This window comes from Kitasatospora sp. NPDC088779, assembly GCF_040685395.1.
Classification (GTDB): Bacteria; Actinomycetota; Actinomycetes; order Streptomycetales; family Streptomycetaceae; genus Kitasatospora.
On record NZ_JBFBHW010000080.1, the window covers coordinates 1 to 26,433 of the forward strand.

Sequence of the window (26,433 nt, forward strand, 5' to 3'; positions counted from 1 at the left end):
ACACGGACCCGGCCGCCACGAGATCCTGAAAACGAGTCCGTGCCGCAAGAACCAAAGCCGGACAGTTGGGGGGAATCCCCTATCGAACACCCTCTGAGACGAAGTGGTTGTCGTAGCGGAGCCCGGTGTGGACGGCGTGCCCGTGCACGGCGTACTCCAGGACGACCACGGACGTGTCGGGGTCCCGGTGGACGGCCAGTTCGTCCGCGCCGGTCAGGACCATCGCGTCGCCGTAGCCCCGGTACAGGTCGGCGACCGCCTGGCGGCCCTGGACTCGGCGCGGGTAGCCGGGGACGGAGACCACGTACTCGACGACGACGTCCTCGGCCAGGAGGTCGAAGAAGTGGCCGCCGTCGACCAGACCGGCGAGGCCTTCCTGGATGATCCGGAAGAACGGGTCCAGCGCCGCGAAGTCCTCGAGGTTCCCGATGGTCATGGTCACGCACCCGCCTTTGCGGTCCAGGCGTGGGCGTTGCGCTGCGCGAACTCCCGGAACGCGGTCGGCATGCAACCGGTGGTGCGGCCGGTGCCGCCGAGAACGAGTGTGGTGTGCGGTGATCCGGTCATGGCTCCATGGTGAGGGGCCCGGGAGCGGACGCCCGCCATTGAGTTCTTCGGGGTGGTTGGGGTCACCCCGTCAGAGGGCCGGTGTGGCCGCGCCGCCGACGCCGACACCGGCGCCGACCGCCGGCCACCTGCCGCCGGGCCCGGGGCGGACTCCGGCTCACCCGCCTCGCGGTGATGGCCTCCTACCGGCCGCCCCGGGGCGCAGGCGGCCTGCGAGCGGGCGGTCAGGCCGCCGGCCAGTTGCGCAGCAGTGCGTCGAGGGCGTCGAGGATGCGCGCCCAGGTGTCCTCCGTGCCGCGCGGGGTGTGCTGGAAGCTCCCGGCCCGTTCCAGGGCCACGTAACCGTGGAAGGTGCTGCCGAGCAGCCGGACGGCGTCGGTCTCGTCGGGTTCCGCGAGGTCGTAGCCGCGCAGGATCGCGCGCGTCATCTGCGAGTGCCGGACGCCGGCGCTGGCGCGCGCGGTCTCGGGGTCGAGTTCGAGCTGCGCGGCGGCGTAGCGACCGGGGTGTTCGCGGGCGTAGTCGCGGTAGGCGTTGGCGAAGGCGGCCAGGGCGTCCTTGCCGGCGCGTCCGGCCAGGGCGGCGGCGACCCGGTCGGCGAGTTCCTCGAGTGCGAGCAGGGCGATTCTGGTCTTGAGGTCCTGGGAGTTCTTGACGTGCGAGTACAGGCTCGCGTCCTTGACGCCGAAGTGTCGTGCCAGCGCCGAGACCGTGACCTTGTCGAAGCCGACCTCGTCGGCCAGTTCCGCTCCCGCCCGGGTGAGTCGTTCCGCGTTCAGTCCTACGCGCGCCATGGCCTTCCCTCCGATCGACTGAGGCCATTATACATTTGCCTAATAGTCCTAGGTAATTTACGTTGGCTCCTATGAAGCCGTTGACCGACCAAGAGATCCGTGCCGCCTTCGTGAACTGCACCAAGGGCGAGGCGAAGCGACTGCACATCCCCCGCGACCTGGCCGAACAGCCCTGGGACGACCTGGACTTCCTCGGGTGGCGCGACCCGCAGGCGCCCGATCGCGCCTACCTCGCGGCCGAGTCGGACGGCCGCGCGGTGGCGGTCGCGCTGCGCTCCTCCGGTGCCGCCTCCTGGCAGGCCCGCCGCAGCATCTGTTCGCTCTGCGTGACCACCCACACCGGGGGCGTCTCGCTGCTGGTCGCACCCCTGGCCGGGAAGGCCGGCAAGCAGGGCAACTCCGTCGGCGCCTACATGTGCAGCGACCTCGCCTGCTCGCTCTACGTGCGCGGCAAGCGGGAGACCGGTACCCGGCTGCACGAGTCGCTCACCGTCGAGGAGAAGATCCGGCGCACGGTGGCCAACGTCGCCGCCTTCGTCGCCAAGGTCACCGCGTCACCCGTGTGACCCGCGTGACCCATGGCGGGCATCGCCCCGGTTCGCGGCAGAACGCGCGGGTTCCCGGAATGCTGAGCGCCGAGGAGTCGGAACCCGCACGTCAGCCGGTGGCCGCGGTGGATCCCGGGTACGGGTTCGCCCAGACGTCCGACGCAAAACGCCCGCGCCGTGACCGAGAAGGTCGGCCGGGTTGGCGTTGACGAGATCGGAGACGGCAAGCGGCTCGTCGGCGCCGACTGCCGGTCGCTCTGTCACACCCTGCTGACATGATCGTCCGAACAGTGGGACGAAAAGGGTGGGTGTGGACCTGACGGTGGAACAGGCGGCGCGGCAGATCACGGCGGAGGTCGTCGCACAGGCGCCGGAGGGCTGGACGAAGTGCGTGCTGCGCGGGCACGGGAGCCGAGGGAGCGTCGGCCTGTCCGGCGGCGGGTACGTGGTGCCGAGCCGTCCGGGCTCCTTCTTCCGGACAACGGCGGCCCGCGCTACGTCGCCTCCTCCGTCACCGCCTGGCTCGGCCAGATCCTGGGCCAGCCCGATCCGCACGCCCCGCAGCAGTCCGGGGACGACTCGCGCCAGCTGGTGGCCTCAGCCCTGGACGAACGGCTCGCGCCGGGCGTCCAGGCGATCCACCTCAATGACGTCCCGTCACCCGTCGACCTCGCCCCGCTGCGCACCCTCCCCGGACTGCGTTCCCTCGACCTGTCCCGTTGCCCCACCGCGGACTTGGCGTTGCTGGCCGATCTCCCCGGCCTGCGCTACCTCGCCCTCTCCGCCACCCAGTGGACAGCCCTGATCGCCGCCGACCGCCTCCCCACCCACCTTGCAGCCGCTCGCCTGGCCGGAGCCCCACCCCTCACCGTCGTCCTCGACCTGCTCGCCGCCCTCGGCGTCGACACCTCCACCGCCCACCGCCTCTCCGACACCGTCGAGGAGGCCTCCTGACACTGTGGCCACCTACGTCCACCAGGTCGGTGCCGGCGCGACCTCGGCCGGTTGAATGTCGTGAGGCGTTCCCCCCGGAAGGGGCGCGACGGCAGAGCCGGTCAGGTCAGGATCCGCAGGCTCACGCTGCCCCACCCCTGGGCCGCGCGGACGCTCCCGAGCGTCCGCGCAGCCCGCCCCCTACCTGGGGAGCTTGGCGGTTCGCTCTGGATAGGCCACGGGAGCCGGGTCATGGGGCAGTTCGCGGTCTCGGGTCTCGGGGAGGCAGGTGGCGGCGATGGCCGCCAGTGCGTAGGCGAGCCCCGCGAAGAGGGCGATGCTCGCCGCGAGTCCGAGGCGTCCGGAGAGGTAGCCGACGAGGGCGGGGAAAGCGGCGCTGACGATGCGGCCCAGGTTGTAGCAGAAGCCCTGCCCGGTACCCCGGACGCGGGTGGGGTACAACTCCGCGAACAGGGCGCCCAGTCCGCCGGGGATGCCGGCCGAGAAGAACCCGAGCGGCGCGCCCGCGATGAGGGTGCCGAGATCACCGAGTGGCAGCAGCAGGTAGGGAACGAGGGTCACGAGGCAGCACAGGGCGAAGAGGACGACGTTGCGGCGGCGGCCGACCCGGTCGGAGAGCCACCCGGATGCGAGGTAGCCGAGGAACGAGCCGGCGATGAAGACCGCGAGGTGCCCGCTGCTGCCCATCACCGACAGGTGCCGGGTGGTGTGGAGGTAGGTGGGCAGGAAGGTGGTGAGGGCGTAGTAGCCGCCGTGGCTGCCGAGCCCGAGCAGCGCGCCGAAGACGGTGACCCTCAGCAGGCCGGGGCGGAAGATCTCCGTCGGCGAGGCCTTCTCCCGCCGCCGCTGGTCGGCCGTGGGGTCGGCGATCCCGCGGCGGAGGGCGAGCACCAGCAGGGCGGGCAGCACGCCGAGCCAGAACATCGCCCGCCACGCCCAGGCCTGCGGCAGGACGGCGACCAGCACCGAGTAGGCGGCGAGGGTGAGGGCCCACCCGACGGCCCACCCGCTCTGCACCGCCCCGAGGGCCCTCCCCCGGTACCGCGTGGTCACGTACTCGCTGATCAGTACCGCGCCCGCGGCCCACTCACCGCCGAAGCCGATGCCCTGTAGGCACCGGAAGGCCAGCAGGGACTCGAAGCCGTCGGCGAAGCCGACGAGCGCGGTCGCCACCGCGTACCAGGCGATGGTGAAGCGCAGGACGGCCACCCGGTCCCACCGGTCGGAGGCCGCCCCGGCCAGCCAGCCGCCGAGCGCGGTGCAGACCAGGGTGACCGAGGAGGCCAGCCCGCCCTGGCCGTTGGTGAGATGCCACAGCGCGGTGAGGGTCGGCAGCACCAGGCCGTAGATCTGCGCGTCGGCCCCTTCCAGCGCCCAGCCGCCGAAGGTGGCCCAGAACGCCCGTCGCCCCCCGGGCGACGCCGAGCGGTACCACTGACGCATGCTCGCTCCTTACCCGAGGTCGGTGCGGTAGCAGTCGGTGCGGTAGCAGTCGGAGCGGTGCCGGAAGGAACCAACGACCGGCACGGCGCAGCGGCAGCGCCTCCGCGGCACCGGCCGCCCTGAACGTGAGCACGTCAGTACGTCGTCGAACATGCAGGCCAATATGACAGTCGGTCAGGTGAAGGTCCAGAGGCCCCCGGTCCTGGGCCCCCGGACCTACCATCGACGGGTGATCTGCGAACCGGCCGAGTCGGTGGAGTCGGTGGACACCCACGCCCACGTGTTCCACCGCGGCCTGCCCAGGGCCGACCGCCCCCGCTAGGTGCCGGACTACGACGCCCTCCCGGCGACGTACCTGGCGCTGCTCGACCGGCACGGCATCGGCGGCGCGGTCCTCGTCCAGCCGAGCTTCCTGGGATCGCGCAACGAGTTCCTGCTCGGCTGCCTGGCCCGGCACCCCGCCAGGTTCCGCGCCGTCATCGTGCTGGACCACGACCGCCCCTGCCGGCCGGACGCGCTCGCCCCGCTCGCCCTCGACGGCGTCGCGGGCATCCGCCTCAACCTGATCGGTCGGCGGGTGCCCGACCTGGCCGGGCCGCACTGGCGGCAGGTGGCCGCACTGCTGGCCGAGCGCGGGCAGCACCTGGAGGTGCACGCGGCGGGCGGACAGTGGACGGCGATCGCGCCCGCCCTCCGTAGCTGGCCGTCCCCCGTGGTGATCGACCACCTCGGCCTGCCGGGCGCGTCCGAGGGCGCCGATCGCGCGGTACTGGATCTGGCCACGCGCGACCACGTGTGGATCAAGGCCTCCGCGCCCTACCGCTGCGCCCCCGGCGCGCCCGACGCGCCGGGCCTCATGCTGCGGCGCGTGCTGGAGGAAGCGGGCCACCAGCGCCTGCTGTGGGGCAGCGACTGGCCCTGGACCCGCCACGAACGCGGCAGGACGTTCGCCGATTGCCTCGCCTGGCCGGCCGCGCACGTCGGCCCGTCGGTCCTGCGCGCCGCCGTCACCGTGAACCCGGCCCGGCTGCTGAACTGGTCGCCCCGGCGACGAGCAGCCGCCGGACCGCAGGCACCGGCCTGAACGATCATCTGGCCACGCCAGCGGCCCGGCGGCCGGTGAGGGCGCGGAGCGTCAGGGAGCGGGGATGCGCTGGGCGAGGAAGAGGGCGGCGCGGTCGAGTGCCTGGTCGGCTTCGTCGAGGGGGCCGCCCGCGAAGGCCTGGAAGACGTGGGGGGCGTCGGCGGTGATGTCGAGGATGACGTCGACTCCGGCGTCGCGGGCGCGGGCGGCGAGGCGGGTGGAGTCGTCGAGGAGGATCTCGTTGGCGCCCACCTGGATGAGGAGCGGGGGGAAGCCGGTCAGGTCGGCGAAGAGGGCCGGGCTGAGGAGGGGCTGCGCGGGGTCCTGGCCGGCGAGGTACATGGCCCCGGTGTGCATCACGGCCTCGCGGGTGAAGATCGGGTCGATGCCCTCCTTGGTCGTCATGCTCTCCCCGCTCCGGGTGGCGTCCACGCCCGGGGAGAAGGCCACGATCGCGGCGGGCAGCGGCAGGCCCGCGTCGCGGGCGGCGAGGGCGGTGGTGACCGCGTAACCGCCGCCGGCGGAGTCCCCGGCGAACGCGATGGCGGACGGGTCCAGGCCGCTGTCGAGGAGGGCGCGGTAAGCGCTCAGGTTGTCTTCCAGACCAGCCGGGAACGGGTGCTCGGGGGCCAGCCGGTAGTCCACCGAGTACGCGTCGAACCCGGTCCTCGAGACGAGTTGCGCGGTCAGCGACAGCGCGGTCTCGGGAGAGCCGAAGACGAAGCCGCCACCGTGGAAGTACAGGATCGTGCCCGGGCGCGCGCCGCTGTCCGGTGTGACGTGCAGGGCGGGCCGGCCGCCGAGCGCGGCCTGAGTGGTGCGGACGTCGTCCGGCACGATCATCGTGTCCATCAGCGCCCTGAACCCGGCGCGCAGCTCCTCGACGGAGCGCCGGCCCTCCGGCCGGGGCCGGCGGAGCATCGCGTCGATCTTGGCGAGCTGTTCCTTGCTCATCTGCGCTCCTCCTATGGAATGACTTCCTCTACACTATATGCTGTGGAATATACATCGGATGGCATCGCCGACCTCCAAGGATTCTTCGCGGATCTCGTCCGCTGCGAGACGCGCCTGTACAACGCGCTGAACGACCGCCTGCGCGAGCGGCACGGGATCGTGACCTCGCAGTTCGAGTTCCTGCGGTTCCTGCGCGAGCACCCGGGGGCCCGAGTCGCCGACCTCGCCGCGGAGTTCGCCATCGGAGCCGGCGCGACCAGCAAGGGCGTCGACCGCCTGGAGAAGCAGGGCTGGGTCGTCCGCCAGGCCAATCCGGCGGACCGCCGGTCCTCGCTCCTGGCCCTGACCGACGACGGTTCACAGCTCCTGGACGCCGCCGAGGCGACCTTCGCCGCGGGCCTGAGCGAACTGGTCGAAGGCACCCTCGACCAGTCCACGACGGCAGCCGCCGCCCGGGCCCTCCGCCGGCTGCGCTCCGCGCTCGAACGCGACCAGGTCGGCACCCCCACCGGCTGAAGGCGCAAACCCGGTCAACTGCCCGGCCACGTGCGGCCCGGCGACACCGCGCTCCTCCGCCGTCACCTTCGGTGAAGGCCCGGCTGGGGTTGCCTCCGCGGCCGGCAAGGCGCAGGCTGGAGCTGTCCCCTGGAAGCCGCGTAGGGCGAGAGCCCCACGGAAAGCAGGGAGTTCGGGAGCGTCACCGCCCGTCCGGAGGAGCGGCCCATCCCGAGCACACCCGGGTGAAACGAAACAAACCGTCCGGTCCGACTGCGCACGGACGGAGGCCCCCGGCGGGGGTCGCTCTCGGAACAGCATCTCGCCGCGTCGTACGCGACGCTCCGTCCGGCCAGTGAGCACGGACGGCACCAACGAAGGCATTCGAAAGCATTGCAGGCGTCAGGAACGAGAGTGTAAGTCGCAGGAGCAGTAGAGGCCCCCTCCTGGTAGAGGGGGCCGACGCCTGCGTCGGGCAGGCCTCGCCACCGCTTCAAGCCCTCCCCTGTCGGCTTCGGTGCCCGTCCAGGGCAGGGCTCAGTCGTCCAGCGAGAGTGCGTTCTTGGCCTGCGCGACGGATTCCTCCGAGGCGGGTCCGCCGGGGTTCTCGGTGGCCAGGGCCTGGTTGAGGGTGACGAACGGGCGCATCCGCCGCTCGTAGCGGGCATACGCGGTGCGGTGGTCGCCGCCGGCCCGGGCAAGGCAGTCGGCCAGCACGTGGGCGCCCACGAGGGCCAGGCTGGTGCCCTGCCCCGAGAGGGGGGAAGGGCAGTAGCCGGCGTCTCCGAGCAGGGTCACCCGGCCCCGCGACCACGGGTCCATGCGGATCTGGGCCATGGCGTCGCAGTAGAAGTCGGGGGCCGTCCGGGCGGCCTCGGCCAAGCGGGTCCCTTCCCATCGCATCGACGCGAGCTTGTCCACGACGAGCTGCCGGAGGGCGCCCCCGCCGCGGAGGTCGTGGGCGAGGGGCACGGACTCGAAGCCGAAGGCGATCCTGAGTTCGGTGTTGTCGCGTACGGGCATGATGCCGAAACCCGTGTCGCCGCCCCGCAGCCACACCTGCCAGTCGTCCAGGGCGAGGAAGTTGTCCGCGCTGAACACCGAGAGGTAGCTGCCCAGGTGGTGGGCGAAGTGCTCCTCCGGACCGAAGGCCAGGCGCCGTACGGTGGAGTGCAGGCCGTCGGCCCCGACCACGAGGTCGAAGGTGCGGGACGGTCCGTGCGCGAAGTCGACGCGCACGCCGGTCTCGTCCTCGTCCAGCGCGGTGATGCTGTCGCCGAAGAGGTACTCGACGCCTGCGCGCGTGTGCTCGTGCACCATCCTCACCAGGTCCTCGCGCAGCACCTCGAGGTCTTCGCTGTCGAGCCGTCCGCTGCTGAAGGTCGCCTCGGTGGAGCGGCCGACCTCGCGGCCGTCGGGGTCGAGGATCGACATGCCGCGCATCCGGGTCCGTACGCGGCTCGCCTGCTCCAGCAGGCCCATCCGCTCCACGACTTCCAGCGCGACACCGCGGATGTCCACGGCCTGGCCGCCGGGGCGTTGGCCTGGAGCGCGTTCGACGACAGTGGGCGCGAAGCCGTGGCGGCGCAGCCAGTAGGCGAGGACGGGCCCGGCGATTCCGCCGCCGGAGACGAGTACGGTCTGCATGAGAAGCTCCCCAGTGCTCTGTACGGTGTACGCGCCCTGAACGTACGTCGTACGCGTAGACCGTTCAACCAGCCATCTGCACGCCGTGTACTAGGGCAGAAGCCTTCGGTTCGACACTGCCGCTGCTACCCTCTGTACTAGCACAGGACAGGAAGGCGGCAGGTCGTGACGAAGGCCACAGGCACAGCCGGTGATCCGCCCTATCTGCGCATCGTCGCCGCGATCCGGCGGCGCATCGCGGACGGTGAACTCGCTCCCGGGGACCGGGTTCCCTCGACCCGGCAGATCGCCGGGGAATGGGGCGTCGCGCTCGCCACCGCCACCAAGGCCCTGACCACCCTGCGCCTGGAGGGACTTGTCGAGGCCCGACCCCGGGTCGGCACGGTCGTCGCCGGAACCGCCCCCGCCGTGCCGGCCCGCAGGCGCCCGTCACCCGCCCCGGACTCCGAGCAGGCGCAGGAGCAGGAGCTGAGCCTCGACCGGATCGTCCGCACCGCCATCGAGATCGCCGACGCCGAAGGGCTCTCGGCGCTCTCCATGCGCGGCGTCGCGGCCCGCCTCGGCGTCGCGGCGATGTCGACCTACCGGTACGTCCCGAGCAAGGAAGACCTCGTCCTGCGCATGGCCGACGCCGCGTTCGGCGAGAAGTCCTACCCCGCGGAAGCCCCCGAGGATTGGCGTACCCGCATCGAGCTGGGCGCCCGGACCCTGTGGAGCCTGTACCGGCAGCACCCGTGGCTGGCCCAGCTCGGCTGCCTCACGCGCCCGCTGCTCGTACCCAATCTGATGGTCCACGGCGAGTGGGTGCTGGGCGCCCTCGACGGCCACGGACTCGACCCCACGACACTGTTCGACATCCACGTCCTGCTCTACAGCCATGTCCAGGGCCTGGCGGTGCACCTGGAGATGGAGGCGCACGCCGAAGCCGCCACGGGCCAGTCGGAAGACCAGTGGATGGACAGCCGCGCCCCCGCCCTCCAGGAGCTGGTGGAATCCGGCCGCTTCCCGGCCTTCACCAAGGCGGTCGGAGCCTTCGAGGACGGCTACGACCTGCGTCTCGACGCGCTCTTCGAATTCGGCCTCAAGACGCTCCTCGACGGCCTGACTTCCGCCGTCGAAGGCCAGGAAGCCGGCACGGGCGGTACCGCCGCGATCGGGGGACCTCACCGTCCGGCGGCATCGCGGCGGCCTGCGGCTGACCGTTGACCGTCGTACCGCTGAAGTCCTTTGCGCGTGCTGCCGCCCGGATGATGAGGTGGAAGGGTGACCGACCCTCATGAGATCTCAGCCGTGCGGCCGTTGACACTGGCTTGGGTGGGCCGGCACCTGGAGGCCGGCGAACGGATCGTCGGAATCGAGGCGCTGCACGGCGGCATCACCGCCGAAATGCGGAGGCTGACCATCGGCACGCGGGACGGAGGCACCCGCGACCTGGTGCTGCGGAGTTTCGTCGACCCGTTCTCCGTGGAACGCGCCGAGGACTGGCTGGACAGGGAGGCCGGCGCCCTGGCCCTGCTGGCGGGGACCGGCGTGCCGGCTCCCGCGCTGGTCGCGGTTGATCCGAGCGCCGCACAGTGCGAGCATCCGTCTCTCCTCATGACGCATCTGGCGGGCCGGACGGTCCTCGACGATGAGGGGGTGGAGGAACGCGTCCCCCTGCTGGCCCGTCAGCTCGTGGCGATCCACGCGCTGCGGCCCGCCGAACGGCCCCGGGATTATGTGGCGTTGACGACCGCCGACACCGTCGTGGTGCCGAAGGGCGCCGACGCGGCGGCATGGGCCGCGGCGATCGACGTGATCCGCAGGCCCCCGCCGCCCGGTGAAGGGCGGTTCCTGCACCGGGACTTCCAACCCGGCAACGTGCTGTTCGACGTGCCGCCCCCAGGGCCGGCAGGTGCGCGGATCACCGGCGTCGTCGACTGGGCGGCGGCCTCCTGGGGCCCGGCGGATCTCGACGTGGCGCACTGCTCCACCAATCTCGCGCTGCTGCACGGCCCGGAGTGGGGTCAGCGGTTCGCCGAGGCGTACGAGGAGGCCGGCGGGGTGCTGGCCGTGACCGCGAGCGAGCGGCTGTACTGGCGGGTGCGGGACGGACTGGCGTGCTCGGAGGAAGTGCGGTCGGTGGCGCAGCCCTGGCAGGAGGCCGGACGGACGGAGCTGACGACGCGAGCCGTGGAGCAGCGGCTGGACGCCTACGTCACCGCCCTGCTGGACGCCCTGGGCTGAGCCAGGGCCGGTCCGGAGCGCGGGCCGGGGTGGCGGGGCCACCCTCACCTTCAATAGCAATATGAAATTATTTATATTGAGAATATCTCGCTCCTCATATGCCTCTTTCGTCACTGCGCACCCAATCACCCTGCACAGGTAGCGGAATTTCGTCGAAGCACTCGACACCGTTCCGCAGTTATGGGACAGTCAATTTGAACCACCTGGTTTTGAGGAGCACAAGTTGCCCGTTTCCAGGAGACTGATCTCGCCCGACGGGCGCATCTGGGAGACCGACGAAATCGTGGCCCGCGTATTCGCCGCCACCGAACTTCTTGCACGCCGTGGCGTCGAACCCGGTTCACGGGTGATGATGAGCGGGGCCAATTCCCCGGAATGGGTCGTCACCCTGCTCGCGCTCATTCACCTCGACGCTTCGGTGGTCCTGGCCGATCATCGAGCCACCCCGTCACAGCGATCGAAGATCCGCACCCAGGCGCGCGTGGTGCTCGAAATCGGCGACGGTGCGGGCCGCACCGCGGCGCCGCGCCCCGCTTCGAACACCGCGGCCGTGCCCGACGTCGCGAGCTGGGCACGGCGTCAGGACGCCGCGATCTCCTGGTCGTCGGGGACGACCGGCAGCCCCAAAGGCATCGTCCGCTCCGGCCGTTCGATCCTGGACAACCTCGCGCTCAGTGCGGAACGCATGGGGTACCGGCCTGACGACGTCTTCCTGCCGATCCTGCCGTACTCCCACCAGTACGGTCTGTCACTGGTCCTCTGCTGGTGGCTGGGCGGAGGCACGCTCGTGGTCTACGGATCGACCACGCGCCTGGACCGTGCGCTCGCGGTCGGCGTGGACCACGGCCTCTCCATCGTCGACGGGGCCCCGTCGACCTACTACAGCCTGCTCAACCTGCTCGACCGTCGCCCCGCCCTCGTGAACGCGCTGGGGACGGTACGAGCCTGGTGCGTGGGCGGCGCGCCACTGGGGAGCAACCTGGCGGCCCGGTTCCACGCCCGCACGGGCCGGCACCTGCTCGACGGCTACGGAGCGACCGAGGCCGGAAACATCGCGCTGGCGCCCCCGACCGATCCGGTCGGATGCGGCACGCCGCTGCCCGGTGTGGTCGTCGAAGTCCACGACGACCACGGCAGGCCGCTTCCCCACGGCCGGCTCGGCGAGCTCGTCGTCCGCAGTGACGGCCTGATGACCGGCCACCTCGGCACTGACGGTGAGATCGTTCCGGCTTCGAGTCCCGTTCACCGCACCGGCGACATCGGCCTGATCGACGACGCCGGCCGCGTCTTCCCGGTCGGGCGCAAGCACGCCGCGCACCGCGACGGTCACACGCTCTATCCCGACCACCTTGCCAAGCTGGCCGAGTCGGCCGGCGCGCAGACGGAGGTCGTCGCGGTCCCCGACGCCCGTCTGGGCTGCCGCCTGGTGTTCGTGATCGCGGACCCGGACGCTCACGAGCCTGCGCACTGGAAACGGCTGCTGCGCCCTGTGTTCGCCCGCTACGAGCAGCCCGATCAGATCGTCGTGCTTCCCTCGCTGCCCCTCACGAACACGGGAAAGCCCGACCGGGCCGTTCTGGAGAAGATCGCCATGAGCTCGCTGTCCGCATCACCCGGGACGACCACCGACGTCACCGCGTCCGGCTCGACCACCGGCTCGGCCGGCGGTGCGAGCGGCTACCGCATCCCCTTCGCCGACCGCGTCGACGCGCTGCGCGCAGTGCGCCGGTACGTGGCCGACAACGAGGACGCGGTGATGGGGATCCTCACCGAGATCTCGCCCCACCACACCGCCGGCGCGGAGATCCGCTCGTTCCTCGCCACCCTGGACGGAGCGGAGGAGGAGATCCGTCGCGTCCGGCCCGGCCGCGTGCCTCGGGTCGCGGTCTTCATGCCCTCCAACATGCCGCTCCATTCCTACGCGCTCTACATGCTCATAGCATCCCTTTACAGCGAAAGAATCACCTTTCGGCCGTCCTCCGAGATCAAAAGCCAGATGCGGCGCTTGCACGACCTGCTGGCACCGGTTCACGGCCTGCCCATCAGCCTTTCCGAGCTCAGTCAGCGCAAGTTCGTGACGGGACCGGTACGCGAAGCGGACCTCATCGTCTTCACCGGCAATTACACCAATGCCGAGACCGTCCGCGAGGGGCTGGCGGAGGACCAACTCCTCCTCTTCTTCGGTAACGGCATCAATCCCTTCGTGGTCGCACCCGACGCCGACCTCACCCGCGCCGTGCACGACGTCACGAGGCTCCGGCTCTACAACTCGGGACAGGACTGCTTCGGTCCCGACGTCGTGTTCACACCTAAGGGCCGCACCGAGGAATTCGTCGACCTGTTGTCCGCCGAACTGGCTTCGCTGCGTTTCGGGCAGAACGGCGACCCCGGCGCCGACTACGGTCCGATCTTCTACGACTCGGCGCTGGTGAACTGCTCGGGCTACCTGGTGCACCATGCCCGCCGTATCCGGCACGGCGGGCGCATCGACCTGCCGTCCCGCAAGATCGAGCCGACCGTGCTGCTCTGGGGCTTCGACGACAAGATCCCCCTCGAGGAGATGTTCGCCCCGGTGTTCAACGTCGTGGCCTACCCCAGCGCGAGGCTGTTGCGTGAACGGCTGTCGAACCCCTACTTCAGCGAACGCGCGCTGGGAGCGATGGTCTACGGGAACGATCCGCAGACGGTGGATGTCCTGGCCAGGCGTCACCAGACCTGTGTCGACCACACGCTGCTCGACGCCGAGGACGGCAACCGCCCGTTCGGCGGATTCGGGATGCGGGCGAACTACATCTCCTACGGCGGCGAGCGGCACGCCGAACCGCTGCTCATGTCGCAGGCCGTGGCGCAGACCCTCCCGGCGGCTGCGCCCGTCACGGCGAGTGGGGAGTGACCCAGGTGAGCAAGGTGAGCAAGGTGAGCCAGGTGAGCCAGGTGAGCCAGGTGAGCAAACGGTACGCCGACGCGTGGTCCGCAATCGTCGACCTGCTGGTGGCGAACGGGGTGGACACCTGCTTCGGATTGCCCGGCGACGATCTGGAGTTGCTCCGCGCCCTCGACGCCGCCGGCCTGGACCTCGTGCCGTGCCGTGACCAGCGCAACGCGATGTACATGGCGACCGGTTACGCGCTGCAGTCCGGCCGGCTCGCCGTATGCGCACTGGGCAAGGGCCCGGCTGTCACCCACGCGGCCACGGGGCTGCTCGAAGCGCGGGAGTCCGGTGCACCCGTCCTCGTGCTCGCCGCCGGCGTGCCCGAACGCCGCCGGGGCAGCGGCGGATTCCAGGAACTCGACCAGGTCGCCGTGACAGCACCGCTCGTGCGGTGGGCGCACCGGGTGGGGCACCCGGACCGGGTCGTCCCCGCGGCGGTGACGGCGCTGACCCGGGCTGTGGGGCCGCCGTCCGGGCCCGTGTACCTGGAGGTACCCGATGACGTCCGCACCGCGGAGGTCCTCGTCACCGGGCCGTGGCCGACGCTGCCCGAACCACTGGTCCTCGAATCCGTTCCCGTGACGCCGGGGCCGGCCCTGGCGGCGATCCGCGAGAGCCGGCGTCCGGTGGTGCTGGTGGGCGGCGGAATGCGGCACCGCAACGGCGGTGGCGTGGTCGAGCGCTTCGCCGAACGCCTCGGCGCGGCACTCTTCACCACCGCGTCCGGCCGCGGTGCCGTCGACGAGCACCACCCGCTGTTCTGCGGCGTGGCGGGCCTCTACGCCGCGGCCCCCGCCCGCGAACTGTGGTCGTCCTGCGACCTGGTGGTCTCGCTCGCCGGACGGCTGGAGGAGACGGTCGTCGAAGGCGGAACACCGTGGCCCCCGGTCGCGGTGGTGCAGGTCAACGTGGACCCGGGCGGCCTGTCGGCCGAGTTCTCGGGCCCGCGGGTGCTCGGGGACGCCCGGCACGCCGTGCTCGGCTGGTCGCGGGCGCTGGAGGAGGACGGCGAGGCCGAGCGCGCGGCCGCGACCGAGGTGTGGGCGAACAGGATCGCCGTCGCCCGCAAGGCCATGTCACTTGAGGCGGAGGCGGAACTGGTCCGCGCGGCGACACTCCCGGGGATCCGCATCGCCGAACTGCTCTCCGCGCTCGATGCCACCGCCGGCGAGCCCCGCGTGCTGGTCCAGGAGAACGGGCTGCAGGACATGTGGTCCTACGGCTTCCCCTTCCACGTCGGTGGCGGGTCCGTCGTGCCGTCGGAGCAGACCCCCCTGGGCTTCGGTGCGGCCGCGGCCATCGGGGTCAAACGGGCCGCCCCGGACCACGAGGTCACCGCGTTCATCGGAGACGGAGCGTTCCTCGCGGCCCGCGCGGACATCGCCGTCACCGCTCCGGTCCACGGCGGCGTGCTGTACGTGGTGCTGTGCAACGGCGGCTACGGCTGGCTGGACGCCCAACGCGCCCGCCTCGGTCTCGACGCCGAACGCCACCCCTTCACCCGTCCGGGCGCACCGCCGCCCGTGGTGGACGGGCCGGACATCCACTGTCGAGTGCTGCGCGACAAGGCCGCGCTGACCGCTGAGATTCTCGCCGCGCGGCGGTTCTGCTCCCGGGGAGGCACAGCCGTGCTCATGGTGCCCGTCGCACCCGACGACATCCTCCCCTGCATCCGCGACGCCGAGGTGGTTCCCCAGTGACGAACGCAGGAGAGCGGGGCGACGCCGGGCCCAGCCGACCCCGGCGCCAGGTGGTGGTCACCGGGTACGGGGCGGTGACGCCGCTCGGCCACAGTGTCGGCGAGACCTGGGCGGCGATGCTCGCCGGCCGCAGCGGCATCGCCACCGTGGACGCGATCGACGTGACCGGTCTCGGAGTCCGGATCGGCGGCCAGGTGCGCGGCTTCACACCCGGCCGCTACATGCCGCCGACGGTCAGCCGCCGCGCCGACCCGTACGCGCAGTACGCCCTCGCCGCGGCACTGGAGGCGTGCGAGCACGCCGGACTCGTCGTCGACGACCGCCTGGCGCCGCGGGTCGCCGTGATCATCGGCAGTGGCTACGGCCCGGTCGGGTCGATCTACCGCGCCGCCAACACGCTGCGCGACAAAGGGCCCCGGGGCATCAGCCCGTTCACCCAGGTCACCACCGCCATGGACAGCGCCGCCTGCGAGATCAGCATGCGTCTCGGCACGCAGGGGCCCAGCCGGGCCCAGAGCACGGCGTGCGCCAGCGGCGCGGACGCGGTGGGCGCGGGGATGCGCATGATCGGCAACGGGGAGGCCGACGTCGTCCTGGTCGGCGGCGCCGACGCCTGCGTCACCACCGTCGACCTCGCGGGCAGCGGCAACGCCCGCGCGCTGTCCACGCGCAACGACGACCCGACCGCGGCGTGCCGGCCGTTCGACGCGCACCGCGACGGGTTCGTGATGAGCGAGGGGGCCGCCGTGGTGGTGTTGGAGGCCGCCGAGGTGGCCGACCGGCGAGGGGCCACGGCTTTGGCCGAACTCGCGGGTTACGGAGCGAGTTCCGACGCTCATCACTGGACCGCCCCGCACCCGCAGGGACGCGGCGCGTGCCTCGCCGTCGAGGCGGCGCTGCGCGACGCGGGCATCACGGGGGCGGACGTGGACTACGTCAACGCGCACGGCACCGGAACGCTGCTGAACGACGCCACCGAGACGGCCGTCCTGCGCACGGTGCTGGGTGACCGTGTCACCCGGATCCCGGTCAGCTCCACCAAGTCGATGACCGGGCACATGATCGGTGCCGCCGGAGCGGTCGAGCTGGTGGCTTCGATCCAGGTCCTGCGCACGGGTGACGTCCCGCCGACCATCAACTGCGACGACCCGATCGACCCGGACATCAACTTCGTGCCGCACCGGGCGCAGCACCACGAGCGGATGCGGATCGCTCTCAGCAACTCGTTCGGCTTCGGCGGCCACAATGCCGCTCTCGTGGTCCGAGCGGTATGAGGGCCCGGCCGTGAACCGCCTCCCGGAGCCGCCCCCGAGCGCCGCCACCGTCAACCGCAGCGGGCCGCTGACCTGGGTCCAGCAGTGGCACTGGTTCGAGCGCACCGTTCCCGCACCACGGCGGGTGAACCCGACGCCCCTCGCCGACCACTGCCACGTCCCGCCCCCGGCCACCGTCACCGACGTCCACGCGGCACTCGCGGCCCTCACCGCCCGCCATGAGGCGCTGCGCACCACGGTCGACCCGCTCCGCCCGGTCCAACACGTCCACCGTGCGGACTGGGCGCCGCTGCCGGTCGACCACGTCGACGTCCGCGCCGTCGATGCCGACACCCTGGACGCCGCCACCGCCGCGCTGGCCGCCCGTCCGATCGATCCCGAGCGGAACCCGCCCTGGCGCGCCAGGGTGCTGCTGGAGGCGGGGAGGCCGCGTGCGGTCCTGCTGGCCGCCCATCACGTCGTGATCGACGGGTGGGGGCTGGCGGTGCTGATCAACCAGTTGCACGACCAACTGCGCGGCGTCGGCGCACCGGCGGAGGCAAGCGTGCAGCACCCCCTCGACACGGTCGCCGCCCAGCCCGTGGAACGCGCCCGCGCGGCGGAGCGCGAGTGGCTCACGCGGCTCGCGGGCAACCCGACCGGTGTGCTGGCCCCGTTCGGCGGGACCGACGACGGCGCTGGGCGCCACCGCCTCCAGCACCGCTCGGCGGGTGCGTACGACGACCTCCACCGCGTCGCCCGGCGCCATCGGGCCGGTCCGGAGGTCGTCGTGCTCGCGGCGCTGGCCCACGACGTCGCCACCCGCACCGGTGAGCACCGGTTCCTCGCGTCCGTGGTCGTCTCCAACCGGGCCCGGGCCGCTCTGCGGAACAGCGTCGGCGTCCGGGCCCTGACGGTTCCGGTGCAGATCGACCTCCGCCCGGGCGCGGCGTTCGGCGAGGTGGTCGCCTCGGTCGCCGCCGCCTCCTCCGCCGCCTACCGGCACGGTCAGTGGCGCCCCGCGGAACTGGTCGCCGCCGAGGCGCGGATGCACCGTCGCCGGGGTGTCGTGACCGTACCGACCATCGAGTACAACTGCTACTCGTGGCCGCGCGACTACCTGGTCCCCGGGTACCTGGTCCCCGCGCAGTACGCTCCGCCGGACGGGTCCGCAACCTGGATCCGTAGCGCACCCGACGAGCCCTGCGACACGCTGTACGTCGACCTCAGCCTCGACGCGGGGGTCGTCACCCTCGATGTCACCGTCGGGGACCACCTGCTCGACGCCGGGCAGGCCGTGGCGTTGCCCGTCCGTCTGTGCGCCTTCCTGCGCGCGCTCGCCGACGGTGCCGAGTGCCCGGTTCCGGCGCGCCCGCCGACACCGGCCGCCGCCGGATGGTGGCGCTCCCCGCAGGGATGGGTGTGCCCGGCCAGGGTCGAGGCCGTGTTGCGCGGCCACCCCGGAGTGCTCGACGTGACGGTGGCGCCCAGCGGGGACGCAGCGGGGGAAGGCGAACCGCACCTCGTCGCACGCGCTCGCACCGCCCCCGGTGTCACCCCCGACGACTTGCACCGCCACGTCCTGGACCACCTCGACGAAGTGCCCGGCATCGCGGCCCCGGGCCGCTACGTCCTGTCCCCGGCCGGCCCCGGGTCCGACCGGTCCCGCACCGCCACCACCGGCGCGGGAACGCCGCGGGTCCCGTCGCGCCCGCCCGCGACGGGCGCCGAACGGGCGCTGGCCGCCGCCGTGGCCGCTGTCGCACCCGGCGATCCACCGGACGGCTCCTCCGACAGCCCTGACGCGGTGGACATGAACCGTTGCCTCGCCGACCACGGCGTCACCCTGGTCGCCGTCCCCCGTCTGCTGGCGCTGCTCCACCGGTCCGGCTTCACCGGGATCGCGTCGGACGAACTGGCCGGAACGGCCTCGCTCGGCCACCTCGCCACAGCCCTGGAGCCCTCACCGCCCCGCGCCCATCGTGGAGGAGAAACCTCGCCATGACCGCGTCCCGCACCGCCGACCCGTCCGCGGACCGCCTGGCCCCGTGGGCCTTCGCCGCCTTCGTCGAGGCGAACACCCACGACACGGCCTACCGCCCGCCGGTGGTGGACGGTCCCGTCGGGCCGACCATCGTCCGCAACGGCCGCGAGCTGGTGAACTTCGCCAGCATCAGCTTCCTCGATCTGGAGCGCCACGTCCCCGTACGGCGTCATTTCGCGGAGGGGGCGCTCGCCCACGGCCTGAGCACCAGCGGATCCAGGATGACCCAGGGGATCTGCCGCCCGCACCAGGTGCTGGAGGAGACGATCGCCCGTCACACCGGCAAGGAGCGAGCCATCAGCTTCGCCACGGGGCTCCTGGCCAACATCGGGTTCGTCCACGCCATGAGCAGTTCCGCGCACTTCGACGCCGGGATCGAGGTGCGCAACCACGACACCGTGTTCGTCGTCGACCGCGACGTCCACTGGAGCATCTGGAAGGGCCTCCAGGGGCTCGGCTACGGCCGCAACGTCCACGCGTTCCGGCACAACGACGTCTCCGACCTGGCCCGCGTCCTGGAGCGGGTCCGCACCCACAAGACCGTGGTGATCGCCGAGAGCATCTATTCGGCCGACGGCACCATGGGACCGATCGTGGAGATCCTCGACGAGTGCGACCGTCACGGCGCCGTCAGCATGATCGACGACGCGAACGGCTTCATGGTCTACGGACCCGAGAACCGTCCCTACGCCCGGGAGGCCGCCGCGATCCGGGAGCGGGCCGACTTCGTCATGGTGTCGCTGTCGAAGGCCATCGGTCTGGAAGGCGGCGCGATCGCCGGGCCGGCGGCGGCCATCGACGCCTTCGAACTGCTCTCCGGCACCTCGATGTTCACGGCCGCCATCCAGCCGCCGACCGCTTACGCCGCCGACCGCACGATCGGCGTCCTCGCCGGCGATCCGGGGATCGTCGACGACTACCTGGCGCATGCCGCCCGCCTTCGCCGACAGATACACGAGGCCGGCACGGCGACGACGCCGACCGAGTCGTACATGCTCTCGGTGCCGATCGGAAGCGACGCCGCCGCCCTGCAGATGCGGGAGTGGTTCGTCGAGGACGGCTACCTCGTACCCGTCTTCTCCTACCCGGCCGTCTCGCGCAACCAGGCGCTCCTGCGCCTGTTCCCGCACGCGGGCCACACCGAGGAGCAGATGGACGGCTTCCTGCACACCCTCCTCGCCTACCGACGACGCCTCGGGCTCTGACCTCCCCACCGACGCTCGCCGCACCGAGGCTCGCCCCACCGACCTCTGACCGACGCCGACCCCATCCCCATCCCCAGAGGAAGGAACCCGTGGTGGACAACATCGACATCCTCAACGCCATTGCCGAGATCGTCGAAGAGGTCCTCGGCATCGACTCCGCCGAGGTGAGCGCCGAGACGTCGTTCACCGACGACCTCGACGTCGACTCCCTGGCCATGATGGAGATCGCCGTGGCGGTCGAGGACAGGTTCGAGGTGAAGATCCCGGACGACCGGGTCACCGGATTGAGGACCGTCGGCGACGCGGTGAACTACGTCGCCGAGCACCGGTGACCTCCGCCGGGACGACCCTTCCCCACGAGGCTCCCCAGGAGGTCGGACAGCCATGAGCGTCCTCGATCGCTTCCGGCTCGACGGTCGCGTCGCCGTGGTCACCGGCGCCTCCTCCGGGCTGGGCGTCGCCTTCGCCACCGCGGTGGCGGAGGCCGGCGCCGACGTCGTGCTCGGGGCGCGGCGCACCGAGCGGCTGGAGACCGTGCGCGCGGCCGTCGAGAAGCTCGGCCGCCGGGCCGTCGCCGTGCGCACCGACGTCGCCGAGCCGGAGGACTGCCGCAGGCTGGTCGACGCGGCCGTGCGGGCATTCGGGCGGGTGGACATTCTCGTCAACAACGCCGGGATCAGCAGTGAGCAACCCGCGGCGGAGGAGACCCCGGAGCAGTTCCGCGAGGTCATCGACATCAATCTGAACGGCTCCTACTGGATGGCCCAGGCCGCGGGCGCGGTGATGCTGCCCGGCAGTTCCATCGTCAACGTCTCGAGCATCCTCGCCCTGGTCACGGGCGGGCTGCCGCAGGCCGCCTACTCGGCGTCGAAGGCCGGGATCCTCGGGCTCACCCGCGATCTCGCCCAGCAGTGGACCCCCGGCAAGGGCATTCGCGTGAACGCCCTCGCGCCGGGCCTCTTCACCTCCGCGATGACCGACGGCTACGCCGAGGGTTACCTGGAGGCGATGATGCCGCGGGTGCTCTCAGGCCGCATCGGGCGTCCCGAGGAGCTCGCTGCGGCTCTGGTCTTCCTCGTCTCCGACGCGGCGTCCTACATCACCGGCACCACCCTGACGGTCGATGGGGGCACCCACATCGCATAGTGACACCCGGCGCCGGACCCGCCGGCGTCGCCGGTGGGCCGCCGCCACGCCATGGCTGACGCCCCGTACCCGAGCCCCGGAGAGCCACCGATGACGACGGAGCCGACCGCCCCGCCCCTTCCGCGCGAACCGCTCGGCGATTCGCACCTGCGCCGCCTGATCGTGGGTCAAGGGCTGGCGGCCGTGGTCGATGCGCTGTTCATCGTCTGGCTCACGCTCTTCGTGCTCGACCTGTCGGAACCCGGAATCGCCACGGGGTTGGTGCTCGTGGCCGTGGCGCTGCCGCGAGCGGTGCTCCTGCCTCCTGCGGGAGTACTGGTCGACCGCCTCGGTCCCGCCCGTGTCGTGGCCAGTGCCGCCTGGCTCCGGGTCGCCGTCCTGCTCGCCCTCGGCGCCCTGGTCACCTTCACCTCACCGTCGTTGACGACGGTCGCGCTGCTCGGCGGGCTGCTCGGCGCCGCCGACGCCGCCTACTTCCCGGCGGCCCTGGCGTTGCTACCCGCCGTCGTGCCGACCGACAAGCTCTCCCGGGTCAACGGGCTGGTGCAGGGCGCGGAGTCGGGGGGCGACCTGGTCGGCCCGGCGGTGGCCGCCGGATGCATCGCCGCAGTCGGCTTCGCCGCGACGCTCGGTGGGATCGTGGCGATGGCCGCGTTGGCCGCCGTCGTCCTCAGCACGCTGATCCGCGTGGTACGACGCGGCGGAGGTGCCGGGGACGACGCCGGTCCGGCCACCGTCGACGGCGAGCAGTTCAGCAGTGCGCGTGCCCTCGGCGTGGGCTTGAGGTACGCCTGGCACGAACCGCTGGTGCGAGGGATGCTGGCAGCCATCGCCCTGATCAACATCGCGGTCGTGGGCCCCGTGCTCGTGGGCGGCGCGGTGCTCGCCGATCAACGCCTCGGCGGCGCGGGATCTCTGGGCGTCGTGCTCTCCGGTTTCGGTGCCGGCTCGCTGGCCGGATCACTGATGGCCGGGTGGCGGCCGCCCGCCCGGCGCGGCCGGACCGTGGTCGGCGGTGTCGCGGCGATCGGCGCAGGCATGGCCGGACTCGCCGCCGTCACCCATGTCGTCGCCGCGACGGCGGTCGTCTCGCTCATCGGCCTCGGATCCGGGTTCCTCGGAGTGGTGGTCGTGGCCACTCTGCAGGAGCGGGTGCCCGAGCAACTGCTGGGCCGGGTACTCAGCCTCGTCGTGCTGGCCACGGTGGCGTTCGACCCGTTCTCCTACGTGATCGCCGGCGCCCTGCTCCCCTACGGCACGACCACGCTGTTCCTGGTCTGCGGCAGCGCCGTCCTGGCCTGCGCCGGCCTGGTCGCCACGAGCCCGGCGGTCCGCTCCCTGCGCTGACCGTGTCGATCGCCGGTCGTCCGCCGATCACCGGGCCCGGCCGAGGCCCCCGTGGGCGAAGATCTGCGCGCGGTCGCGGCACGTGGGTCGAGGCGAGCCTCTTCGAGTGAAAAACCGGAGCAAGGCCGCCTGACTGGCGCTTCGTCGGCGATGAAAAGGTCTTCCGACCATATGTTTAACTCCGGCGCTCACAGCGGCGGTGCTCGTGCCCGGAGTGCATTCCCACGTGCCACAGACCACGCAGCCAAGAGGACCAGCCATGCGCTCCACCCGCCGCGTTCTCGCCGCTTCAATCGTGGCGGCTTCCGCCTCAGCCTTTGGCCTGGCCGTCCTCTTCACGGGCGGGACGTCCCAGAGTTCCGATGCCACGCAGGTCCGCGCGGTCAACGCCCTCGGCACCTCGCAGAGCGAAGCCGAATCATCCTGGTCTCCCTCCACGAATCCGGACTCGGAGGACTCGGAGGACTCGGTGCCCCGTTGCTTCAGCTACGGCGGACCCTACTGCGGCTGGGTGAGGACCTACTGGGGCGGCTGCGACAGGGACTGGGACCTGAGCTACGGGTTCAAAGACCCTGCCGTGCTCTGCCCCCACGACCCCCGCCCGAGCCCCTCGGCCACGGTCAGTCCCTCCGCCACGTCGAGCGCCTCGGCCACGCCCAGCCCCTCCGCCAAGTCCGGTTCCCCGGCCGCACCCAGTCCCTCGGCCACGCCCAGCCCCTCGAACGGGCTCAGCCTCTCCGCCGCACCCAGCGGCGCTCGCCCACAGCCGGCCCCTCAGCCGTACCCGAGCCGCTCGGACGAGCTCAGCCCCTCCGCCACGCCCGGTTCCCCGGCCGCACCCAGCCCCTCCGACGAGCTCAGCCCCTCCGCTGCGCCCAGCCCCTCCGCCGCGCCCAGCCGCTCGGCCACGCCCGCTTCCCCGGCCGCACCCAGCCCTCCGGGCGAGCTCAGCCCCTCGGGGGAACCCAGCTTCTTCACTGCACCCAGCCACCCGGGCGAGCTCAGTCCTTCGGAGGAGCCCAGCCCCTTCGCCGGAAGCAGCAGCTCCTTCTAATGGCCCCGTCGGGCCGTAGGAGAGACTACGGCCCGTAGCCGCCAGCAGGTGAGCACTTCCTTCTTCGGAGCCATCGTGAGCTCTGAGGTCAGACCGTGCCGCCTCTGGTCGGCCGGGGGCTTGACTGCTGATGGGATCGCGTGCCCGCCAGGCAGGTTGGGCGTGAGCACTTGATCCATGAGAACGCGAGCCACGCCTTCCGCAGGCTGCACACACAGAACGCCAAGAGAAGCCGGAGAAGACCAGTACTGTTCATCGGCGACGACTGGGCCGAAGGCCACCACGACGCGGAGCTGCAGAACGAGACGGGCCGGAAGCCGGCGAGCGCACGACTACCGGAGGGCTCCGAGGGCACCGCGAAGCTGCACGCCTCGTCGCCCGCCACGGCGGCCAGGACCTGGAGCCCGGGCAGGTGACGGTCTGCATCGAGACCGACCGGGGCCCGTGGGTGCAGGCCCTGATCGCCGCTGGCTGCCGCGTCCACGCGGCCAACCCCCGCCAGGCTGCCCGGTTCAAGGAGAGGTACGGCACCTCGGGGGCCAAGAGCGACAAGGGCGGCGCCCACGCGCTGGCGGACATGGTCCGCATCGACGGCGCACGGCCTGCGGGCGGCTGGTGCCCACGGTCGCTTCCACACCGGTGGCGGTGGCGTGGACCTCCGTGGTCCACGACCTCCGGTACTCGCCGCTCTGAAACGCCGGGCCCAGGACGGCCCGATGCGCCGGCGCGGATCGCGGTCTCCAGGATCATCGCGTGGTGCCGCACCACCGCCGTGGCCGCCGGCACCGCGACGGCGGCCCTCGACTCCAGCTGCGCGGCCAGGACCCCGGCGTCGCTGGTCACCTGCGCCATCAACCGTCCACCGCCCCGTGCTCGCCGGGCTGCCGCACACCGGGCGCCCACTCGCCCAGCTGGGTGAGCAGCGCCCTCGCGAACTCGTGCGCGCCGCCGTCGAGGAGGTCGAGCCGGGCGAGGAGCGCCCGCTCGGTCTCGGCGGGGCCGAGGGCGGCCAGGAACGCCGCGTCCGCCGGATCCGGGTCCGGGTCCGGGTCCTCGCCGACCACGACGCGGGCGGCGCCCTCCCACACGGGGTTGGCGGTCGGGCGCAGCAGCAACTGGAGTTCGGGGAGCTGCCCGACGGTGTGCCGCAGCTCGTACGAGCGGACCTGGTCGGCGAGGTCCTGGCCGTCGATCTCCAGACGCGCGGTCGGGCCGGTCGCCTGGATACGGACATGCCGCTGCTCAGGGGGGTTGGTGGTGGGGGTCATGGTCGCGAGCCCAGGAGCCTCGACGGACACGACGGCCGTTCCCGACCGCGGCCCGGCACGCACGCCCACCGCACGCCGGCTTCGCACTCCAGCGCCACTTCGCCCAACCCATCGCTCACCACTGGCTGTTGGGCAACGCGACCGTGGCGGAGGCCGTAGTCTCGCGGCATGCACAGGACCCTGGAGAACCCGCCCGCGCCGGCTCGCGAGATGGTGACGGAAGCCCTGGAAGGGGCTCTGGACGACCGATCCGCAGCTGACCACACGGCTGAGGCCCTGGTCGGGATCGCCCTGCACGGAGACGACCGCGACTTCGCCGAGCACTGCTGCGTGAAGACCGGCACACGGGCCGCACCGGGCAGTCCCCTGCTGGGGCTGGCCGTCCTGTGTCTGAGCCACATCGCCCGCCGCTTCGGCCGCCTCAGCGACGAAGCCCTCGACCTGGCGCACTCCTTGTCGAAGCGGGCCGCCGCCGACCCGGCGGACGTGGACGGACGGGCCCTCGACGGCTACGACGACATCCGGACCTTCCTGCACCTCTGGTGAAGGCCGGGGTGGTCACGCCTGCCGGGCTTGCATCCGGCAGGCGCGACCTACCGCAAGCATGGCCATGACTGCCGGGGAGGGCCCGTGACGCAAAGTACCGTCCGTCAGAAGTCGAAGCGCGGGCGACGGAATCGCTTGACCGCCGTGGCTGCGATAGCCGTTCTCGGTAGCGGGTTCGCAATCAACGCATGGATGAACCGGGGCCCGGAGATCAAGGCCCACGAAGGCGCCGTGGCCGGCTACCCGCTACTGGTCAGCTCCGACGGCCAAACCCTGACACTCAACATCGGCTGGGGTTGCGAGGACCGACCGGAGCTCGTGACCCGTGAGTCCACCGGCATGGTGAAGGTCTCCCTGCGGCACACGGTCCATCCGGGGTTCTGCGGCCCGGGCGGCTTCGCGCAGATCACCACTCACCTGAACAAACCGCTCGGCACCAGGGCCCTGAACGACGCCACGGGCAAGCCCGCCGTCCACTTCGACGAGCGCGACCTTCTCCGGCCCGCGTTCCTGCCGGAGAACTACTACCCCTACCCCGCGGGCAGGATGGTCTTCCTGCCCGGCCTGGAAGCGATCCCGACCGACACCCCGGCCTGGGCCGTCGGTTACCGGCTGGGCACCGGTCCCGAAGCCGGCTCTCTGATCATCAGCCAGACCCTCCGGAGCAGCACACCACCACCCGGCAAGGCCGCCACCGTCAAGGGCCACCCCGCGACCATCACGCACTCGGATTCCCAAGGCGACCCCCACTCGCTGACTTGGTCCGACGGCACCTACACCTTCGTCGTCACCACCGGCGGCCCCCCACGACTCACCAACGAGGAACTCATCCACCTCGCGGAGAACATCGGGTAACCGACACCACGACGACGTCCGGTGGGACCACTCTGTGAACCGGCCCCACCAGAGACCGAGACCGCACCTGGACCGGTCAGGACAGAACTACTTCGTCCAGCCTGATGATCCGCACGACTTCCACGGTGCTGGCCCCGCCCGGATCGAGGGCCTGCCAGGTCCGGCCGACAGTGCCGGCGGTCGGTTCCTTCGCGGCGATGACGGTCCCTCGACGCGGCCGGCGTGCCGTACGAGATCGTCCCCGGCGTGCCCGCCTTCGCCGCCGCAGCAGCCGCCCTCAAGCGGGAGCTGACCGTCCCGACCGTCGGCCAGACCGTCATCCTCACCCGGATCGCCAAGCGCGCCACCCCGATGCCCGAGGGCGAGGACCT

25 protein-coding genes and 1 pseudogene are annotated in these 26,433 nt (G+C 71.9%); 18 read left to right on the top strand and 8 right to left on the bottom strand.

Translation table 11 applies throughout. From position 1 onward, the window contains the following. Window positions 1-79 precede the first annotated feature (79 nt). The 3 genes from AB0P03_RS38910 to AB0P03_RS38920 form a co-directional block, all read right to left on the bottom strand. Complete coding sequence (locus tag AB0P03_RS38910) at window positions 80-436, bottom strand: hypothetical protein (protein ID WP_363633414.1); 357 nt, start codon at window positions 434-436, stop codon at window positions 80-82. A 2-nt stretch (window positions 437-438) separates the two neighbouring features. Beyond that, window positions 439-567, bottom strand: a complete 129-nt coding sequence (locus AB0P03_RS38915) for a hypothetical protein (protein WP_363586656.1) — start codon at window positions 565-567, stop codon at window positions 439-441. Between the two features lie 224 nt (window positions 568-791). Further along, on the bottom strand, window positions 792-1,361 hold the full coding sequence (locus tag AB0P03_RS38920) for a TetR/AcrR family transcriptional regulator (RefSeq protein WP_063351909.1): 570 nt from the start codon (window positions 1,359-1,361) through the stop codon (window positions 792-794). Window positions 1,362-1,432: 71 nt separating this feature from the next. Between AB0P03_RS38920 and AB0P03_RS38925 the strand changes: the two genes are divergently transcribed. Together AB0P03_RS38925 and AB0P03_RS38930 are read left to right on the top strand one after the other, a co-directional pair. Beyond that, entirely contained in the window at window positions 1,433-1,927 is a 495-nt protein-coding gene (locus AB0P03_RS38925) for an FBP domain-containing protein (protein ID WP_363633416.1), read from the top strand. Between the two features lie 369 nt (window positions 1,928-2,296). Continuing rightward, window positions 2,297-2,863 (top strand): hypothetical protein, encoded by a 567-nt coding sequence (locus tag AB0P03_RS38930; protein WP_363633418.1) that lies wholly within the window; start codon window positions 2,297-2,299, stop codon window positions 2,861-2,863. A 180-nt stretch (window positions 2,864-3,043) separates the two neighbouring features. Here AB0P03_RS38930 and AB0P03_RS38935 read toward each other — a convergent pair whose 3' ends face one another. Then, entirely contained in the window at window positions 3,044-4,306 is a 1,263-nt protein-coding gene (locus AB0P03_RS38935; RefSeq protein ID WP_363633419.1) for an MFS transporter, read from the bottom strand. A gap of 322 nt (window positions 4,307-4,628) precedes the next feature. Between AB0P03_RS38935 and AB0P03_RS38940 the strand changes: the two genes are divergently transcribed. After that, window positions 4,629-5,390, top strand: a complete 762-nt coding sequence (locus AB0P03_RS38940; RefSeq protein WP_363586660.1) for an amidohydrolase family protein — start codon at window positions 4,629-4,631, stop codon at window positions 5,388-5,390. 51 nt (window positions 5,391-5,441) lie between these two features. On the opposite strand, the gene AB0P03_RS38945 is transcribed toward AB0P03_RS38940, so the two are convergent. Then, window positions 5,442-6,344: an alpha/beta hydrolase gene (locus AB0P03_RS38945; protein WP_363633421.1), complete on the bottom strand. Its 903-nt coding sequence runs from the start codon at window positions 6,342-6,344 to the stop codon at window positions 5,442-5,444. A gap of 18 nt (window positions 6,345-6,362) precedes the next feature. Here AB0P03_RS38945 and AB0P03_RS38950 point away from each other — a divergent pair, with 18 nt between their 5' ends. Further along, entirely contained in the window at window positions 6,363-6,860 is a 498-nt protein-coding gene (locus AB0P03_RS38950) for a MarR family transcriptional regulator (protein WP_363586662.1), read from the top strand. Window positions 6,861-7,376: 516 nt separating this feature from the next. Here AB0P03_RS38950 and AB0P03_RS38955 read toward each other — a convergent pair. After that, on the bottom strand, window positions 7,377-8,486 hold the full coding sequence (locus AB0P03_RS38955; RefSeq protein ID WP_363633423.1) for an FAD-dependent monooxygenase: 1,110 nt from the start codon (window positions 8,484-8,486) through the stop codon (window positions 7,377-7,379). A 165-nt stretch (window positions 8,487-8,651) separates the two neighbouring features. On the opposite strand from AB0P03_RS38955, the gene AB0P03_RS38960 reads away from it, so the two are divergent. The 10 genes from AB0P03_RS38960 to AB0P03_RS39005 all read left to right on the top strand — a co-directional run bounded on the left by AB0P03_RS38960 (window position 8,652) and on the right by AB0P03_RS39005 (window position 22,339). Next, entirely contained in the window at window positions 8,652-9,692 is a 1,041-nt protein-coding gene (locus AB0P03_RS38960) for a TetR/AcrR family transcriptional regulator C-terminal domain-containing protein (protein WP_363589280.1), read from the top strand. A gap of 108 nt (window positions 9,693-9,800) precedes the next feature. Then, window positions 9,801-10,712, top strand: coding sequence for a phosphotransferase (locus AB0P03_RS38965; protein WP_363633424.1), 912 nt, complete (start codon window positions 9,801-9,803; stop codon window positions 10,710-10,712). A gap of 223 nt (window positions 10,713-10,935) precedes the next feature. Next, window positions 10,936-13,605: an aldehyde dehydrogenase family protein gene (locus AB0P03_RS38970; protein ID WP_363633425.1), complete on the top strand. Its 2,670-nt coding sequence runs from the start codon at window positions 10,936-10,938 to the stop codon at window positions 13,603-13,605. Window positions 13,606-13,610: 5 nt separating this feature from the next. Beyond that, the gene (locus AB0P03_RS38975) at window positions 13,611-15,344 is read left to right on the top strand and encodes a thiamine pyrophosphate-binding protein (RefSeq protein ID WP_363633426.1); all 1,734 of its coding nucleotides are present in this window, start codon (window positions 13,611-13,613) and stop codon (window positions 15,342-15,344) included. After that, window positions 15,341-16,618: a beta-ketoacyl-ACP synthase II gene (fabF, locus tag AB0P03_RS38980; protein ID WP_363589288.1), complete on the top strand. Its 1,278-nt coding sequence runs from the start codon at window positions 15,341-15,343 to the stop codon at window positions 16,616-16,618. The genes AB0P03_RS38975 and fabF overlap by 4 nt, the downstream gene beginning before the upstream one ends. A gap of 10 nt (window positions 16,619-16,628) precedes the next feature. Further along, complete coding sequence (locus tag AB0P03_RS38985; RefSeq protein ID WP_363589290.1) at window positions 16,629-18,602, top strand: condensation domain-containing protein; 1,974 nt, start codon at window positions 16,629-16,631, stop codon at window positions 18,600-18,602. Further along, complete coding sequence (locus tag AB0P03_RS38990) at window positions 18,599-19,846, top strand: aminotransferase class I/II-fold pyridoxal phosphate-dependent enzyme (RefSeq protein WP_363633428.1); 1,248 nt, start codon at window positions 18,599-18,601, stop codon at window positions 19,844-19,846. Before AB0P03_RS38985 ends, AB0P03_RS38990 begins: the two co-directional genes overlap by 4 nt. 89 nt (window positions 19,847-19,935) lie before the next feature. After that, entirely contained in the window at window positions 19,936-20,178 is a 243-nt protein-coding gene (locus AB0P03_RS38995) for an acyl carrier protein (RefSeq protein WP_363589294.1), read from the top strand. A gap of 52 nt (window positions 20,179-20,230) precedes the next feature. Further along, window positions 20,231-20,992, top strand: a complete 762-nt coding sequence (locus AB0P03_RS39000; RefSeq protein WP_363589296.1) for a glucose 1-dehydrogenase — start codon at window positions 20,231-20,233, stop codon at window positions 20,990-20,992. Window positions 20,993-21,082: 90 nt separating this feature from the next. Continuing rightward, on the top strand, window positions 21,083-22,339 hold the full coding sequence (locus tag AB0P03_RS39005) for an MFS transporter (protein ID WP_363633430.1): 1,257 nt from the start codon (window positions 21,083-21,085) through the stop codon (window positions 22,337-22,339). Between the two features lie 774 nt (window positions 22,340-23,113). Here the strand turns inward: AB0P03_RS39005 and AB0P03_RS39010 are convergent. Further along, window positions 23,114-23,317 carry a hypothetical protein gene (locus tag AB0P03_RS39010; protein ID WP_363633432.1) on the bottom strand — a complete coding sequence of 68 codons (204 nt, stop codon included), beginning with the start codon at window positions 23,315-23,317 and terminating at the stop codon, window positions 23,114-23,116. 488 nt (window positions 23,318-23,805) lie between these two features. On the opposite strand from AB0P03_RS39010, the gene AB0P03_RS39015 reads away from it, so the two are divergent. Beyond that, entirely contained in the window at window positions 23,806-24,312 is a 507-nt protein-coding gene (locus tag AB0P03_RS39015; RefSeq protein ID WP_363633434.1) for a transposase, read from the top strand. Here the strand turns inward: AB0P03_RS39015 and AB0P03_RS39020 are convergent. Then, on the bottom strand, window positions 24,245-24,661 hold the full coding sequence (locus AB0P03_RS39020; RefSeq protein WP_363633436.1) for a hypothetical protein: 417 nt from the start codon (window positions 24,659-24,661) through the stop codon (window positions 24,245-24,247). The genes AB0P03_RS39015 and AB0P03_RS39020 overlap by 68 nt on opposite strands. A gap of 168 nt (window positions 24,662-24,829) precedes the next feature. On the opposite strand from AB0P03_RS39020, the gene AB0P03_RS39025 reads away from it, so the two are divergent. The 3 genes and pseudogenes from AB0P03_RS39025 to AB0P03_RS39035 form a co-directional block, all read left to right on the top strand. Further along, window positions 24,830-25,207, top strand: a complete 378-nt coding sequence (locus tag AB0P03_RS39025) for a hypothetical protein (protein WP_363633438.1) — start codon at window positions 24,830-24,832, stop codon at window positions 25,205-25,207. 192 nt (window positions 25,208-25,399) lie between these two features. Next, window positions 25,400-26,062, top strand: coding sequence for a hypothetical protein (locus tag AB0P03_RS39030; RefSeq protein WP_363633440.1), 663 nt, complete (start codon window positions 25,400-25,402; stop codon window positions 26,060-26,062). Between the two features lie 207 nt (window positions 26,063-26,269). Next, a pseudogene (locus AB0P03_RS39035) lies at window positions 26,270-26,433 on the top strand (SAM-dependent methyltransferase); the annotation flags it as partial.